Source organism: Streptomyces sp. TS71-3, assembly GCF_018327685.1.
Classification (GTDB): domain Bacteria; phylum Actinomycetota; class Actinomycetes; order Streptomycetales; family Streptomycetaceae; genus Streptomyces.
The window spans coordinates 195,514-210,108 of record NZ_BNEL01000001.1 but is presented as its reverse complement, the minus strand read 5'-3'; the positions used below and the strand labels follow the sequence as shown (position 1 = coordinate 210,108).

The 14,595-nt window shown below is 72.6% G+C and carries 15 protein-coding genes; 7 read left to right on the top strand and 8 right to left on the bottom strand.

Annotation, left to right across the window (positions count from 1 at the left end; all coding sequences use genetic code 11):
• Window positions 1-63: 63 nt before the first annotated feature.
• From nhaA to Sm713_RS40025, 4 genes are all read left to right on the top strand, one after another.
• Window positions 64-1,341: a Na+/H+ antiporter NhaA gene (nhaA, locus tag Sm713_RS00995; protein WP_212907816.1), complete on the top strand. Its 1,278-nt coding sequence runs from the start codon at window positions 64-66 to the stop codon at window positions 1,339-1,341.
• A gap of 386 nt (window positions 1,342-1,727) precedes the next feature.
• Entirely contained in the window at window positions 1,728-2,228 is a 501-nt protein-coding gene (locus Sm713_RS00990) for a phage holin family protein (protein WP_212907815.1), read from the top strand.
• Window positions 2,225-3,163, top strand: a complete 939-nt coding sequence (locus Sm713_RS00985) for an alpha/beta fold hydrolase (protein WP_212907814.1) — start codon at window positions 2,225-2,227, stop codon at window positions 3,161-3,163. Before Sm713_RS00990 ends, Sm713_RS00985 begins: the two co-directional genes overlap by 4 nt.
• 390 nt (window positions 3,164-3,553) lie before the next feature.
• Complete coding sequence (locus Sm713_RS40025; RefSeq protein WP_249416025.1) at window positions 3,554-3,745, top strand: hypothetical protein; 192 nt, start codon at window positions 3,554-3,556, stop codon at window positions 3,743-3,745.
• A 97-nt stretch (window positions 3,746-3,842) separates the two neighbouring features.
• On the opposite strand, the gene Sm713_RS00980 is transcribed toward Sm713_RS40025, so the two are convergent.
• The 3 genes from Sm713_RS00980 to nth form a co-directional block, all read right to left on the bottom strand.
• A complete protein-coding gene (locus Sm713_RS00980) occupies window positions 3,843-5,042 on the bottom strand; it encodes a MarP family serine protease (RefSeq protein ID WP_212907813.1) in 1,200 nt (399 codons plus the stop codon).
• Between the two features lie 232 nt (window positions 5,043-5,274).
• Entirely contained in the window at window positions 5,275-5,883 is a 609-nt protein-coding gene (locus Sm713_RS00975; protein ID WP_308293175.1) for a CoA pyrophosphatase, read from the bottom strand.
• Window positions 5,884-6,107: 224 nt separating this feature from the next.
• On the bottom strand, window positions 6,108-7,169 hold the full coding sequence (gene nth / locus Sm713_RS00970; protein ID WP_212907811.1) for an endonuclease III: 1,062 nt from the start codon (window positions 7,167-7,169) through the stop codon (window positions 6,108-6,110).
• Window positions 7,170-7,566: 397 nt separating this feature from the next.
• Here nth and Sm713_RS00965 point away from each other — a divergent pair, with 397 nt between their 5' ends.
• The gene (locus Sm713_RS00965) at window positions 7,567-8,241 is read left to right on the top strand and encodes a Crp/Fnr family transcriptional regulator (protein ID WP_212907810.1); all 675 of its coding nucleotides are present in this window, start codon (window positions 7,567-7,569) and stop codon (window positions 8,239-8,241) included.
• A 125-nt stretch (window positions 8,242-8,366) separates the two neighbouring features.
• Here Sm713_RS00965 and Sm713_RS00960 read toward each other — a convergent pair whose 3' ends face one another.
• From Sm713_RS00960 to Sm713_RS00945, 4 genes are all read right to left on the bottom strand, one after another.
• Window positions 8,367-9,203: an MBL fold metallo-hydrolase gene (locus tag Sm713_RS00960; RefSeq protein ID WP_212907809.1), complete on the bottom strand. Its 837-nt coding sequence runs from the start codon at window positions 9,201-9,203 to the stop codon at window positions 8,367-8,369.
• Window positions 9,200-10,243 carry an NUDIX hydrolase gene (locus Sm713_RS00955; protein WP_212907808.1) on the bottom strand — a complete coding sequence of 348 codons (1,044 nt, stop codon included), beginning with the start codon at window positions 10,241-10,243 and terminating at the stop codon, window positions 9,200-9,202. Before Sm713_RS00955 ends, Sm713_RS00960 begins: the two co-directional genes overlap by 4 nt.
• 150 nt (window positions 10,244-10,393) lie before the next feature.
• Window positions 10,394-10,864 (bottom strand): RidA family protein, encoded by a 471-nt coding sequence (locus tag Sm713_RS00950; protein WP_212907807.1) that lies wholly within the window; start codon window positions 10,862-10,864, stop codon window positions 10,394-10,396.
• Entirely contained in the window at window positions 10,861-11,019 is a 159-nt protein-coding gene (locus tag Sm713_RS00945) for a DUF4177 domain-containing protein (protein ID WP_212907806.1), read from the bottom strand. Before Sm713_RS00945 ends, Sm713_RS00950 begins: the two co-directional genes overlap by 4 nt.
• A gap of 362 nt (window positions 11,020-11,381) precedes the next feature.
• Here Sm713_RS00945 and Sm713_RS00940 point away from each other — a divergent pair, with 362 nt between their 5' ends.
• A complete protein-coding gene (locus Sm713_RS00940; RefSeq protein WP_212907805.1) occupies window positions 11,382-12,362 on the top strand; it encodes an ArsA-related P-loop ATPase in 981 nt (326 codons plus the stop codon).
• Window positions 12,359-13,714 (top strand): ArsA family ATPase, encoded by a 1,356-nt coding sequence (locus tag Sm713_RS00935; RefSeq protein WP_212907804.1) that lies wholly within the window; start codon window positions 12,359-12,361, stop codon window positions 13,712-13,714. The genes Sm713_RS00940 and Sm713_RS00935 overlap by 4 nt, the downstream gene beginning before the upstream one ends.
• Window positions 13,715-14,092: 378 nt before the next feature.
• Here Sm713_RS00935 and Sm713_RS00930 read toward each other — a convergent pair whose 3' ends face one another.
• A complete protein-coding gene (locus Sm713_RS00930; RefSeq protein ID WP_212911691.1) occupies window positions 14,093-14,446 on the bottom strand; it encodes a WhiB family transcriptional regulator in 354 nt (117 codons plus the stop codon).
• Between the last annotated feature and the right edge of the window lie 149 nt (window positions 14,447-14,595).

Below are 14,595 nucleotides of genomic sequence, written 5' to 3'. Positions count from 1 at the left end.
AACCCCTAAAGTGGCACAGACCTCCAGAAGGTCACCCCATCCGCCCGGTCCGGGAGGACCGCCGTGCCGCTCCCGCGCCCCCGGACCCCGCGCCCCAAGGTCCTCGCCCGCCTCTCGCTCCCCGAGCGCACCTTCGTCGCCGACGCCCTGCGCGCCGAGACCGTCGGCGGCATCCTGCTCCTGCTCGCCGCCGTCGCCGCCCTGATCTGGGCGAACACCCCCGTCAAGGCGAGCTACGCGACCGTGCGCACCACGCACGTGGGCCCGGCCGCCCTCGGCCTGGACCTCACCCTCCAGCACTGGTCCGCGGACGGCCTGCTGGCGGTCTTCTTCTTCGTCGCCGGCATCGAGCTCAAACGCGAACTCGTCGCGGGCGACCTGCGCGACCCCAGGGCCGCCGCCCTGCCCGTCGTCGCGGCGCTCTGCGGGGTGCTGACGCCCGCCGCCGTCTACGCCGTCGTCAACGTCGCGGGTGGCGGCTCCCAGTCCGGCTGGGCGGTGCCCACCGCCACGGACATCGCCTTCGCGCTCGCCGTCCTCGCGGTGGCCGGCACCTCGCTGCCGTCCGCGCTGCGCGCGTTCCTGCTGACGCTCGCCGTCGTCGACGACCTCGTCGCGATCCTGATCATCGCCATCTTCTTCACCGGTGGCGTGAACCTCCCCGCGCTCGGCGGAGCCGCGGCCTGCCTCCTGCTGTTCTGGCTGCTGCTGCGGCGCACCCGGGTGCACGGCTGGTACGTCTACGTGCCGCTGGCGCTGGTGACATGGGGCCTGATGGCGAACAGCGGGGTGCACGCGACCGTCGCCGGGATCGCCCTCGGGCTGGTCCAGCGCTGCCACCGGGAGCCGGGCGAGAACCGTTCGCCAGGGGAGCGCCTGGAGCATCTGGTGCGGCCGCTCTCCGCGGGGTTCGCCGTGCCGCTCTTCGCGCTCCTCAACGCCGGAGTGGAGGTCTCCGACGCGGTGCTCACCGACGTGTTCACGCGCCCGGAGACGCTGGGCGTGGTGCTCGGCCTGGTGGTCGGCAAGGCGCTCGGGGTGTTCGGCGGGACGTGGCTGACGGCCCGTTTCACGCGGGCGCAGCTCAGCGAGGACCTGGTCTGGCCGGACGTCTTGGCGGTGGCGGTGGTCGCGGGCGTCGGCTTCACCGTCGCCCTGCTCATCGGCGAGCTCGCCTTCACCGGCGACGCCGCCCTCACCGACGAGGTCAAGGCCGCCGTCCTCGTGGGCTCGCTCGTCGCGGCCGTCCTCGCGACGGTGCTGCTGCGGTTCCGCGACGCCGCGTACCGCAGGCTCTGCGAGGCCGAGGAGCTCGACACCGGCCAGAACGCCCGCCCCTGATGCGTGATGAGCGCCGTGAGCGCCGTGAGCGCCACAGGCGACGAGAGAAGCGGGACAGGGGGACAGGCGGGAGTAGCGAGAGAGGCGGGAGAAGCGGGACAGGGGGGACAGTCGGGAGAAGCGGAAGAAGCGGAAGAAGCGGGAGAACCGGTAGAAGCGGTGGAAGCGCGAGAACCGGTAGAAGCGGGAGAGGCAGAAGAGGCGGAACGGACTCCGCGGAGGGCGTGCGGGCGGGGAGCCCGGGGAACGGCGGCCGGGTGGAGGCCGTGCGACTGCGCGGTCAGGGAGCGACGGAGACTTGCCGAAGAGGCGGGCGGGTCACACGGCGGGGCCGCCCGTCGGGCATGATCTGAGGCCAGGTACGACGATGCAGTAGGGAGAACGCGATGAGTGCATCCGCACCCGACGAGCCCGTCGGCGCCGAGCGCGGCCTGGGCGCGCTGGTGGCGACGGCGACCAGCGAGCTGTCCGCCCTGATGCACGACGAGATCGCCCTGGCCAAGGCGCAGTTGCGGCAGGACGTCAAGCGCGGGGTGGCCAGCGGGGGCGCGTACACGGTTGCAGCAGTGGTGCTGCTCTTCTCCCTGCCCATGCTGAACTTCGCGCTCGCCTACGGCATCCGGGCCTGGAGCGGCTGGCACCTGTCGGTCTGCTTCCTGCTGTCGTTCGCGGCCAACGTGGTGGTGGCGGGCCTGCTGGCGCTGATCGGGACGGTGTTCATGAAGAAGGCGCGGGGCCGCGACCGGCGCAGGCCCATCGCGTCCGCCAAGGAGACCGCCGCGGTCCTCGGGAACGTCAAACCGCATCCGCGCTCCGTGCCCCAGGCGCGGGACGCCGGCCGCCCGGCACTCGAGGACGGGAAGACTGTGGCACGCTCGTCTTCATGACCGACCCCGCCACACCCCCGGCCACGCCGCCCGCCACGGTCCGCATCGACGGCCCCTGGACCCACCGCGACGTGGCCGCGAACGGCGCGCGCTTCCACATCGCGGAGCTGGGCGACGGGCCGCTGGTGATGATGCTGCACGGCTTCCCGCAGTTCTGGTGGGCCTGGCGGCACCAGCTCGTCGCGCTCGCCGACGCCGGCTTCCGCGCGGTGGCGATGGACCTGCGGGGCGTGGGCGGCAGCGACCGCACGCCCCGCGGCTACGACCCGGCGAACCTCGCCCTGGACATCACGGGCGTCGTACGGTCCCTGGGCGAGCCCGACGCGGCCCTGGTCGGCCACGACCTGGGCGGCTTCCTGGCGTGGACGGCGGCCGTGATGCGGCCCAAGCTGGTGCGCCGGCTGGCCGTCTCGTCCATGCCGCATCCGCGCCGCTGGCGTTCCGCGATGGTCTCCGACGCCCGGCAGACCACGGCGAGTTCCCACATCTGGGGGTTCCAGCGGCCCTGGGTTCCCGAGCGGCAGCTCGTGGCGGACGAGGGCGCGCTGGTGGGGCGGCTGATCCGCGAGTGGTCGGGGCCCAAGCCGCCCGACGACGACGTGGTGGACGTCTACCGGCGCGCGATGTGCATCCCGTCGACGGCGCACTGCTCGATAGAGCCGTACCGGTGGATGGTGCGGTCGCTGGCGCGGCCCGACGGCTTCCAGTTCAACCGGCGGATGAAACGCCCCGTACGGGTGCCGACGCTGCACCTGCACGGCTCCCTGGACCCGGTGATGCGGACGCGGAGCGCGGCGGGTTCCGGCGAGTACGTGGAAGCGCCGTACCGCTGGCGGCTCTTCGACGGGCTCGGCCACTTCCCCCACGAGGAGGATCCGATGGGGTTCTCGGCGGAGCTGGTGGGGTGGTTGCGGGATTCCGAGCCGGACCGCTAGGTCGTGTCCAGCGGATCTTCGTGGGCCCGCGACGCCTGGTACCGCACCTCGCCGCGTTGTCGGAGTCATCCGAGTACGCCCCGTACGAGGACGATCCTCCGCCTTGCGATGCACGGCACCAGACGCCGCAGGCTGATCCACGAAGATCCGCTGGACACGACCTAGGTCGTGTCCAGCGGGCGACGGGGCCGGTGGCGGTCCCTCCGCCTCAGGTCTCGCCTCAGGTCTCGCCTCAGGTCTCGCCTCAGGTCTCGCCTCAGGCCTGTAGGACGCAAGTACCCGGCCCTCCGTGCCGGACCGATGGGTGGTCGTGCCATGTGCCGGGTGCATAGGCCGATTGGGGGGTGCGGGCGCGGTTACCGACCTTGAGGTCCGGGCAGACGTCCGGGTATGGGCTGGAGGCACGACTACAGTGACGTAGCACGCAATCGCCGCTCGGCCACTCCGCTGAACGCGCTCCGCGGAGACGGCCCCTCGGTGGAGGGCCATCGACCCTCCCCCGACGACATCGGGATTCCCCGCATTCTGCGGCGCCGGGCCCGCTGGGTGTCGGCACGGCTGCGGCACCCCCGCGGAGCCTGAGCACGCGCCTCGCCCGACGACCGGGACGGTAGGAGCTGCCCCCACGACACGGCCCCGCGCCCTTTTTGGGGTACCGGTGCGGGCGTGGGCCCGGTCGTTACAGGGCGCAGCCCTGGCTGTCGACCTGCTGGTTCGCCGTGCGTCCCGTCGTGGCGTCCTGGCGGATCTCGTCCGCGGTGAGGGCGTAACCGGTGTCGGGGTCGTCGAGCGACTTGGCGAAGACCACGCCGTAGACCTTGCCGTCGGGGGTGAGCAGCGGGCCGCCAGAGTTCCCCTGGCGCACGGTCGCGTACAGGGAGTACACATCCCGGCGGACGGTGCCGCGATGGTAGATGTCCGGGCCGTTCGCCGCGATCCGGCCGCGGACGCGCGCGGAGCGGACGTCGTAGCCGCCGTTCTCGGGGAAGCCGGCGACGATCGCGCTGCTGCCGCTGTCGGCGTCGGTCTGGGAGAACTGGAGCGAGGGCGCGTCGAGACCTGGGACGTCGAGGACGGCGATGTCACGGCGCCAGTCGTAGAGGACGACCTTGGCGTCCAGCAGCCGGCCCTGGCCGCCCATCTGCACCGTGGGCTCGTCCACCCCGCCGACGACGTGGGCGTTGGTCATCACCCGGCGCGGGGCGAACACGAAGCCGCTGCCTTCGAGGACCTTGCCGCAGCTCGGCGCGGTGCCGACCACCTTCACGATGGAACGTCTCGCCTGGGTGGCGACGGGGCTGCCCGCCAGCGCCGGGTCCGGCGGCTGCACCTCGTGGATGGGTTCGGTGGAGAACGGGCTGAAGACCTGCGGGAAGCCGTTCTGCGCGAGCACGGAGGAGAAGTCGGCGAACCAGGTGTTCGCCTCCGCGGGCAGCGCCCGGGACACCCCGAGCAGCACCTTCGAGTCGCGCACCTCCTTGCCCAGCGTCGGCAGCGTGGTGCCGGCGAGGGCCGAGCCGATCAGCCAGGCGACCAGCAGCATCGCGAGCGTGTTCACCAGCGCGCCGCCCGTCGCGTCGAGGGCGCGGGCGGGGGTCCAGGTGATGTGCCGGCGGAGTTTGTTGCCGAGGTGGGTGGTGAAGGCCTGGCCCACGGAGGCGCAGACGATCACCAGCACCACGGCGATCACGGCCACCGTGGTGCTCACCTGGGAGTCCTCCGTCATCCTGTCCCAGAGCACCGGGAGGGAGTAGACGGCGATGAGACCGCCGCCGAGGAACCCGATCACCGACAGGATGCCGACGACGAAGCCCTGCCGGTAGCCGATCCACGCGAACCACACGGCGGCGGCCAGCAGCAGGTAGTCCAGTACGTTCACCGTGTGCTGCCCCGCCTTGCCTCGCCGCTGGTCGTGCCGTGCCCGGGGGCACGGTCGAAGCCGCCGCCGGCCCGGCCGGCCATGCGCTCCTCACCGCTCACTGCCTGCTGCTCCCTGCTGCCCGCCGCACCGCTTCACGGCTCGCTTCCGTCCCGCGCCCGCTGCGCGGCCCGTTCCCGCTGTGTACCGCTTTCGCGACTCACTTCCGCTGTGCGCCCGCCGGCCCACCTTGTCATGCGTGCCAGTCGAGCGGGACCAGCTTCTCGGTGTCCCAGGGCCGCTCCCAGCCGGCGTAGTGCAGAATCCGGTCGATCACTCCGGCCGTGAAGCCCCAGACCAGAGCAGATTCGACGATAAACGCAGGACCCTTGTGTCCCCGTGGATGAACCGCCATGGCGCGGTGTTCCGGATCCGTGAGATCCGCCACGGGAACGGTGAAGACCCGTGCAGTCTCGCCCGGGTCCACCACGTCGACGGGGCTGGGATCGCGCCACCAGCCGAGCACGGGGGTGACGACGAACCCGCTCACCGGGATGTAGAGCTTCGGGAGCACGCCGAAGAGCTGCACACCACGGGGGTCGAGCCCGGTCTCCTCCTGCGCCTCCCGCAGGGCCGCGCGCAGCGGTCCCACGGTGCCCGGATCGCCGTCTTCCGGGTCGAGGGCGCCGCCCGGGAACGACGGCTGGCCGGCGTGCGAGCGCAGCGAGCTGGCGCGCTCCATCAGCAGCAGCTCGGGCCCGCGCTCGCCCTCCCCGAAGAGGATCAGCACCGCGGACTGCCGGCCCCCGCCGTCCTCGGGCGGCAGGAAACGGCTGAGCTGCGCCGGCTCGACCGTCCGCATGGCGTGCAGCACGGGGTCGAGCCAGTGCGGCAGGCCGTCGGTACTGATCACGACTGCCTCTGTCCCGTTCCCGTTCCCGTTCCCGGACCCGGAGGCAGACCCGTGTCCGTGTCCGGATCCAGATCCAGATCCGGAACCGGCTCGCGATCCGCCTCCAGCCCCGTCCAAGCCCGTCTCCCGCCCCCTGTGCGACGGCCCGGCCTGGGCCGTCTCATGGCCGCTCGTCATGCGGCGCCCAGCGGCAGCGCAGGCTTGCCGCCCGCCTCCAGGTACGCCGCCGGCGGCTTCAGGCGCTGGCCGGGCATGCCGCCCTTCTCGTACTTGAGGAGCTTCTTCGCCTTCTCCGGGTCCGTCTCGCCCTCGCCGTACGCGGGGCAGAGCGGGGCGATCGGGCAGGCGCCGCAGGCGGGCTTGCGGGAGTGGCAGATACGGCGGCCGTGGAAGATCACGTGGTGCGACAGCATCGTCCAGTCGCTCTTGGGGAAGAGCGCGCCGACGGCCGCCTCGACCTTGTCCGGGTCGGTATCGTCGGTCCACTTCCAGCGCCGCACCAGCCGGCCGAAGTGCGTGTCCACGGTGATGCCCGGCACCCCGAAGGCATTGCCGAGCACCACGAACGCGGTCTTGCGGCCGACCCCGGGGAGCTTGACGAGCTCCTCCAGCGTGCCCGGGACCTCGCCGTCGAACCGGTCCCGCAGGGCGGTGGCGATACCTATGATCGACTTCGTCTTCGCCCGGAAGAAGCCGGTCGGCCTGATCAGCTCCTCGACCTGCTCCGGGTTGGCCGCGGCCAGGTCCTCGGGGGTGGGGAAGGCGGCGAAGAGACCGGGCGTGGTCTGGTTGACCCGCAGGTCGGTGGTCTGGGCGGAGAGCACCGTGGCGAGCAGGAGCTGGTAGGGGTTCTCGAAGTCCAGCTCAGGGTGTGCGTACGGATACACCTCGGCGAGGGCGCGGTCGATCCGGCGTGCGCGCCGCACCAGAGCCGTGTGCGACTCGGCTCCCACCCCGGCGTCGGCGGGCTTGGCCGCCTTCGCGCCTTTAGCCTCGCTCGTGGCGTTCTTGGCGGCTTTGGCGGTCTTAGCGGCCTTGGCTGTCTTAGCGGCCCCGGCTGTCTTAGCCGTCTTAGCTGCCTTGGCGGTCTTGGCCGTCTTGGCCGTCTTGGCCGCTTTCACGGGGTTCGCCGCCCCCGCGGGCTTCCCCGAGGCATCGTTCCCGGAGGCGCCACTCGCGGACGCGCCGTTTCCGGAGCCGGCGTCCGCCGCCTGTGATGTGTTGTCCGATTTCACCGTTGCCCTGCCTCCGCCTCCGCCCCCGCCTCCGCCCGCGGTGCCGGATTCACCTTGCGTTCCGGTTCCGTGCCCCACCCGCCGTGGAGTGTGGCGGGAGTATGTTCGCCCACAGCGGAATCGTGCGCACACCCACCAGCCCGACCTCTACGGCCCGTGCTCTCACCGGGCTCTCACCGGCTGTTTGGACACCCGGCCAGCCTAAAGCCACCCACCGACATCCGCCCCGGCCCTCGAAGATCAGCCCCCAATTGGCCCCCTCCCGCACAGCACACCGCGCAGGTGCGGCAGACTTGTGACTGATCACACTGTTTGGACCGTCCAGCACAATGGGGAGCACGAACCCCTGATGCCGATCCCGACCTACCACTGACGTAGGTCTACAAGGAGTGAACTCGTGGACGACGTTCTGCGGCGCGCCCCGCTCTTCGCCGCGCTCGATGACGAGCAGGCCGCGGAGCTGCGCGCTTCCATGAGCGAGACCACCCTCGCGCGCGGCGACGCGCTCTTCCACGAGGGCGACCCGGGCGACCGTCTCTACGTGGTCACCGAAGGCAAGGTCAAGCTGCACCGCACGTCCCCCGACGGCCGCGAGAACATGCTGGCCGTCCTCGGCCCCGGTGAGCTGATCGGCGAGCTGTCGCTGTTCGACCCGGGCCCGCGCACCGCCACCGCCTCGGCCCTCACCGAGGTGAAGCTGCTCGGCCTCGGCCACAGCGACCTCCTCCCCTGGCTGAACGCCCGCCCGGAGGTGGCCTCCGCCCTGCTGCGCGCCGTCGCACGGCGGCTGCGGAAGACCAACGACCAGATGTCCGACCTGGTCTTCTCGGACGTGCCGGGGCGGGTCGCGCGGGCGCTGCTCGACCTGTCGCGCCGCTTCGGCGTGCAGTCCGAGGAGGGCATCCACGTGGTGCACGACCTCACCCAGGAGGAGCTGGCCCAGCTCGTCGGCGCCTCCCGCGAGACGGTCAACAAGGCCCTGGCGGACTTCGCCGGCCGCGGCTGGCTGCGGCTGGAGGCCCGTGCGGTGATCCTGCTGGACGTCGAGCGGCTGGCCAAGCGGTCTCGCTGACGGCGTTGGGCTGAGCACGTCGGGGCGCACCGCACGCGGCGCCCGGGCCCTGGGGACGTGACGTTCCCCGGGCCTGGGGAATCCTGAGGGGCCGAGCGGCTGAGCGGCTGAAGGACCGAGGGACGCTACGACAGCAGCCCGTGCTCCCCCAGGTACTCCAGCTGCGCCCGCACCGAGAGCTCGGCGGCCGGCCACAGGGAGCGGTCCACGTCCGCGTAGACGTGGGCGACCACCTCCGAGGGCGTCCGGTAGCCGTTCTCGACGGCGGTCTCGACCTGTGCGAGGCGGCTGGCGCGGTGGGCGAGGTAGAACTCGACGGCACCCTGGGCGTCGTCCAGGACGGGCCCGTGGCCGGGCAGCACGACGTCCACACCGTCGTCGACGGTCAGCGAGCGCAGCCTGCGCAGCGAGTCCAGGTAGTCGCCGAGGCGGCCGTCCGGGTGCGCGACGACCGTGGTGCCGCGCCCGAGGACCGTGTCCCCGGTGAGCACCGCACGGTCGGCGGGCAGGTGGAAGCAGAGCGAGTCGGCCGTGTGCCCGGGCGTGGGCACGACCCACAGCTCCAGGCCGCCGGTCTGGATGACGTCTCCCGTGCCGAGCCCCTCGTCGCCGAGCCGCAGCGCCGGATCGAGCGCACGCACCTTGGTGCCCGTCAGCTCGGCGAACCGCGCCGCGCCCGCCGAGTGGTCGGGGTGTCCGTGGGTGAGCAGCGTCAGGGCGACACGCTTGCCCGCCTCCTCCGCGGCCCGCATGACGCTGCGCAGATGGGCGTCGTCGAGCGGTCCGGGGTCGATCACCACGGCGAGTTCGGAGTCGGGCTCGAAGACGATCCAGGTGTTGGTGCCGTCCAGCGTCATCGGGGACGGGTTCGGCGCCAGCACGTTGACCGTCCGTGCCGTGGCGGCCCCGGACCGCGCCGCGCCGCCACGCGGCTGGCCCGGCAGGGCCGCGGCGGCGGTCATACGGCACCCTCCCCGGGGACGTGCGCGGGAATCCGCTTCGTGAACTCGTCGTGGCCCGGCCAGCTCAGCACCACTTCACCGTCCTCCAGACGGGCGCGGGCCAGAACGGGGGTCAGGTCCCGCCCGGACGCGGCCGCGAGGACGTCCGCCGCGGTGCCGTGGCCGGTCAGCTCGCGCAGGGCGGTGATGGTCGGCGGGAGCATCAACAGCTCGCCGGCGTCGTAGCGCGCGGCCGCCTCGGCGGGGCTGATCCAGACGGTGCGGTCGGCCTCGCTGGACGTGCGGGCCGTGCGCTGGCCCGCGGGCAGGGCGGCGACGAAGAACCAGGTGTCGTACCTGCGTGGTTCGAACTCGGGCGTGATCCACCGCGCCCACGCTCCGAGCAGGTCCGAGCGGAGCAGCAGGCCGCGGCGCTCCAGGAACTCGGCGAACGACAGCTCGTGGGCGACCAGGGCCGCGCGGTCCGCCTCCCAGTCGGCTCCCGTGGTGTCGCCGACCACGGCGTCCGGGGTGGGGCCGGCGAGCAGCACGCCCGCCTCCTCGAACGTCTCGCGGACGGCCGCGCACACGATGGCCTGTGCCGCGGCCTCGTCGACGCCCAGCCGCTCCGCCCACCGCGCGCGCGACGGGCCCGCCCAGCCGACCAGCACGTCGTCGTCGCGCGGGTCGACGCCCCCGCCCGGGTAGGCGTAGGCGCCTCCCGCGAACGGCATGGTGGTGCGGCGGCGGAGCATGTGGACGGTGAGGCCGGTGGTGGCTTCCCTCGTGGGCGCTTCCCCGGCGAGGGCGTCCCCGGTGGGGCCATCGGCTGCCGGGGCCTCCGGCGAGGGCGCGCCCGCTGTGGGAGCCTCCGCCCAGGGCGCCTCCGCTGCCGTGGTCTCCGCCGAAGCCGCGTCCGGCGCCTCCGCGTCGGGCGCCTCCGCGTCCTTCAGCAGCATGACCGTGGCGGCCCGGCGCGGCGTGCTGATGGCCAGGTCGCCGCTCGCCAGGGCCCGGATGCGCCCTGACCACTCCGGTGGGTAGAACTGCCCAGAAGCCATGCTCGGAGGCTAACCCGGTCACGCCCGAATGTTCGACCCCGGTCTCGATAACGCCCGGAGTGGCCGCCTGTCCTGCCTCCGACCGTGCGACGCCCTACGCAGGACGCCGAGTGCGTGCCGTCCGGGGATCGGCCCGGTGACCCGGCCGGCTCAGTCCTCGGTCAGCTCGATCTGGATCTCCACCTCCACCGGTGCGTCCAGCGGCAGCACGGCCACGCCCACGGCGCTGCGCGCGTGCACGCCCTTCTCGCCGAGGACGTCGCCCAGCAGTTCGCTGGCGCCGTTGACCACGCCGGGCTGGCCCGTGAAGTCGGGGGCGGAGGCGACGAAGCCGACCACCTTCACGACGCGCGCGATGCGGTCGAGGTCCCCGGTGACGGTCTTGACCGCCGCCAGTGCGTTCAGCGCGCAGGTGGCCGCCAGTTCCCTGGCCTGCTCCGCGGTGACCTCGGCGCCGACCTTCCCGGTGGCCGGCAGCTTGCCGTCCACCATGGGGAGCTGGCCGGCCGTGTAGACGTAGGCGCCGGACCTGGCGGCGGGCTGGTACGCGGCGAGCGGCGGCACGACCTCGGGCAGCGTCAGCCCGAGCTCGGCGAGCCGCGCCTCCACCGCGCCGCTCACGCTGCCTTCTCCCGCTTCAGATAGGCCACCAGCTGCTCCTGGTTGGGGCCGGGCACCACCTGGACGAGCTCCCAGCCGTCCTCGCCCCAGGTGTCCAGGATCTGCTTGGTGGCATGGACGAGCAGCGGCACGGTTGCGTATTCCCACTTGGTCATGGGGCGACTGTATCCGCTGCGTCCGACGGCCCGTGCCCGCCTGTGGACAACGCCCGCGGGCACCGGAAGCCGGCGCCTCCACAACGCTCCCGGGCGTCCGAAGCCGGCGCCTTCCCCACCAGCCCGGCACCTTCCGCACCCGGCACCTTCCGCGCCCGGCGGCCCCGCGCACCGGGCGGCGCTCCGGGCGCGGGGCCGAGGCCCGGCACATGCTCACCCGCCGGCGGGCGGGGTCTCCACCCGGCGCGCGGGGAAATATGCGCGCCGGGTTCCGGCTCCGTACCCCCGCATACCGTCCGGGTTGTCCACAGGAAAGGCGGCCACCTGCGTACGCCGGCACGGCACTGGTTAGGCTCGAATACGTGAGCAGGCTCCAGGTCGTCAGCGGCAAGGGCGGTACCGGCAAGACCACGGTCGCCGCGGCCCTCGCGCTCGCCCTCGCCACGGAGGGCCGGCGCACCCTCCTGGTCGAGGTGGAGGGCCGCCAGGGAATCGCGCAGCTCTTCGAGACGGAGGCGCTGCCGTACGAGGAGCGGAAGATCGCCGTCGCTCCGGGTGGCGGCGAGGTGTTCGCGCTGGCCATCGACCCCGAGCTGGCCCTGCTGGACTACCTCCAGATGTTCTACAAGCTGGGCGGCGCGGGCCGCGCCCTGAAGAAGCTCGGCGCGATCGACTTCGCCACCACCATCGCCCCCGGGCTGCGCGACGTGCTCCTCACGGGCAAGGCGTGCGAGGCGGTCCGCCGCAAGGACAAGCAGGGCCGCTTCGCGTACGACTACGTGGTCATGGACGCGCCGCCCACCGGCCGCCTGACCCGCTTCCTGAACGTGAACGACGAGGTGGCGGGCCTGGCCAGGATCGGGCCGATACACAATCAGGCGCAGGCCGTGATGCGCGTCCTGAAGTCGTCGGAGACGGCCGTGCACATGGTGACGCTCCTGGAGGAGATGCCCGTCCAGGAGACCGCGGACGGCATCGCGGAGCTGCACGCGGCCCGCCTGCCGACCGGCCGGATCATCGTGAACATGGTCCGTCCCGCGCTCCTCGACGAGCCGTCGCTCGCCCTGGTGCGGGAGGGTGTCCCGCGCACATCGGTCGCGAAGTCGCTGTCGGCGGCGGGCCTGGGCGGCGCACGCCGGGGTGGCGGCGCGGAGCGACTGGTCACGCCGCTGCTCGGCCAGGCCGGCGAGTACGCGGCACGCCACGCGCTGGAGCGCGACCAGCGCACCGTCCTGGCCGAGCTCGGCCTGCCGCTGCACGAGCTGCCCCTGTTCGCGGAGGGCATGGACTTGGCCGGCCTCTTCGAGCTCGCCACCCAACTGCGGAGGCAGGGGATCTCATGACGCCGCGCACGCAGGGAGCACCGTCCGGAGCGGAAGCGTCCGAAGGGGCGCCGGCGGGCGGGGAGCCGCCCGGGGCCGCTCTCGCCTCCGCCCGGGTCCTGGAGGTCGACCCGCTGCTGGACGATCCGCAGACGCGCATCGTGGTGTGCTGCGGCTCGGGCGGCGTCGGCAAGACGACCACGGCCGCCGCGCTGGGGCTGCGGGCGGCGGAGCGCGGCCGCAGGGTGGTGGTGCTCACCATCGACCCGGCACGCCGGCTGGCGCAGTCGATGGGCATCGACTCGCTGGACAACACCCCGCGGCGGGTGAAGGGCATCGACGAGGCCGCGGGCGGCGAGCTGCACGCGATGATGCTCGACATGAAGCGCACCTTCGACGAGATCGTCGAGGCGCACGCGGATCCCGAGCGGGCCCGCGCGATCCTGGAGAACCCGTTCTACCAGTCCCTGTCGGCCGGTTTCGCCGGCACGCAGGAGTACATGGCGATGGAGAAGCTGGGCCAGCTGCGGGCCCGCGACGAGTGGGACCTGATCGTCGTCGACACCCCGCCGTCCCGCTCCGCGCTGGACTTCCTGGACGCCCCCAAGCGGCTGGGCTCGTTCCTGGACGGCAAGCTGATCCGGCTGCTGATGGCGCCAGCCAAGGTGGGCGGCCGGGCCGGGATGAAGTTCCTGAACGTCGGGATGTCGATGATGACGGGCGCCCTGGGCAAGCTGCTGGGCGGCCAGTTGCTGCGGGACGTGCAGACGTTCGTGGCGGCGATGGACACCATGTTCGGCGGTTTCCGCACGCGCGCGGACGCCACGTACCGGCTGCTTCAGGCGCCCGGCACGGCGTTCCTGGTGGTGGCGGCGCCGGAGCGGGACGCGCTGCGTGAGGCCGCGTACTTCGTGGAGCGCCTGGCCGCGGAACGAATGCCGCTCGCGGGCCTGGTGCTGAACCGCGTGCACGGCAGTGGCGCCGCCCATCTGTCCGTGGAGCGCGCGGCGGCGGCCGCGGAGGCCCTGGACGACGAAACGTATTCGCAAAACCCGGGCCAGAACGGCATAGCGGATCAGCCGGAAGGGAAAGCTGAGGATCGTACCTCCGGCGTCACTTCCGGGTCCGGCTCCCCCTCCGGCTCTTCCCGCCCCCATGGCGCCCGCGACCAGCAGGCCGTGGACCGGCTGACGTCGGGGTTGCTGAGGCTGCATGCCGAGCGCATGCGGCTGCTGGCGCGCGAGCAGCGCACCCGTGACCGTTTCCAGGCCCTGCACCCCGAGGTGCCGGTGGCGGAAGTGGCCGCCCTGCCCGGCGATGTGCACGACCTCACGGGCCTGCGCGCGATCGGCGACCGGCTGACGGCCGAGTAGCGGGCCATGGCCGTGGGCGTCGCTCCGGCGCCGGAGGGCCGGTAGGTCCGCGTGCGGCTCGACTGCCGAGCCGGTAGGGCGCGGGCTGACGGGCTGGCCGACGGCCCGTACTGCCCCAGACGCGGGCAGCCCAAGGGAAGACAGGTGCCCGGGACCGCGTCCCGGAGCACGCCCGGAAGCGCCTCCCGTGCGACGTCACGTTCGGACCCCGGGCGGGACGCCAAGGTCACGCCTTCAGATCCCCGAGTCCTCGTACGAAGGCACAAGACAGAAGGCACAAGACAGAAGGCACAGGGCACAGGGCACACGGCACAGTTCACAAGGCACACAGCAGGCCCCGCGATCCCGGCGCCCGTGGGGAGTGGCGCCGGGCGCCGCTCAGCCGACGGCCGCGTACCTCTCGTAGACGCGCTCGTAAGTTTCGTCCTCCGGCTCAAGAGGCAGGATGCCCGCGCCACGCTCGTACTCCGTGCGCGCGGTCTCCAGGAGCCTCCGCCATGAAGTGACAGTGGGTCGCCTGCGCAGCAGTGCTCGCCGCTCTCGTTCCGTCATTCCCCCCCAGACGCCGAACTCGACGCGGTTGTCCAGCGCGTCGGCCAGGCATTCGGTGCGTACCGGGCAACCGGTACATACCGCCTTGGCCCTGTTCTGCGCCGCTCCTTGCACAAACAGTTCATCCGGATCGGTGGTGCGACAGGCAGCCTGCGCACTCCAGTCGGTAACCCAGCCCATACCGGCGCCGTCCTCTCCCGAATCGAGGCTCCCCCACGGCGGCAGCGGCATATTCACCGCAGCCAGTTGAGGACGTTACGGAAGGTGGGCAGAGCGCAACACCCCCCTCGGGCCCAATCTTGAATGGCCCGAACGGACTATGCGTACGC

Excerpts from the sequence above, each read along its gene's own strand:
- Sm713_RS00990 (WP_212907815.1), top strand. The coding sequence starts at position 1,728 with ATGAGTGCATCCGCACCCGACGAGCCCGTCGGCGCCGAGCGCGGCCTG.
- Sm713_RS00985 (WP_212907814.1), top strand. The coding sequence starts at position 2,225 with ATGACCGACCCCGCCACACCCCCGGCCACGCCGCCCGCCACGGTCCGC.
- Sm713_RS40025 (WP_249416025.1), top strand. The coding sequence starts at position 3,554 with ATGGGCTGGAGGCACGACTACAGTGACGTAGCACGCAATCGCCGCTCG.
- Sm713_RS00975 (WP_308293175.1), bottom strand. The coding sequence starts at position 5,883 with ATGCGGACGGTCGAGCCGGCGCAGCTCAGCCGTTTCCTGCCGCCCGAG.
- Sm713_RS00960 (WP_212907809.1), bottom strand. The coding sequence starts at position 9,203 with ATGACCGCCGCCGCGGCCCTGCCGGGCCAGCCGCGTGGCGGCGCGGCG.
- Sm713_RS00955 (WP_212907808.1), bottom strand. The coding sequence starts at position 10,243 with ATGGCTTCTGGGCAGTTCTACCCACCGGAGTGGTCAGGGCGCATCCGG.
- Sm713_RS00945 (WP_212907806.1), bottom strand. The coding sequence starts at position 11,019 with ATGACCAAGTGGGAATACGCAACCGTGCCGCTGCTCGTCCATGCCACC.
- Sm713_RS00935 (WP_212907804.1), top strand. The coding sequence starts at position 12,359 with ATGACGCCGCGCACGCAGGGAGCACCGTCCGGAGCGGAAGCGTCCGAA.
- Sm713_RS00930 (WP_212911691.1), bottom strand. The coding sequence starts at position 14,446 with ATGGGCTGGGTTACCGACTGGAGTGCGCAGGCTGCCTGTCGCACCACC.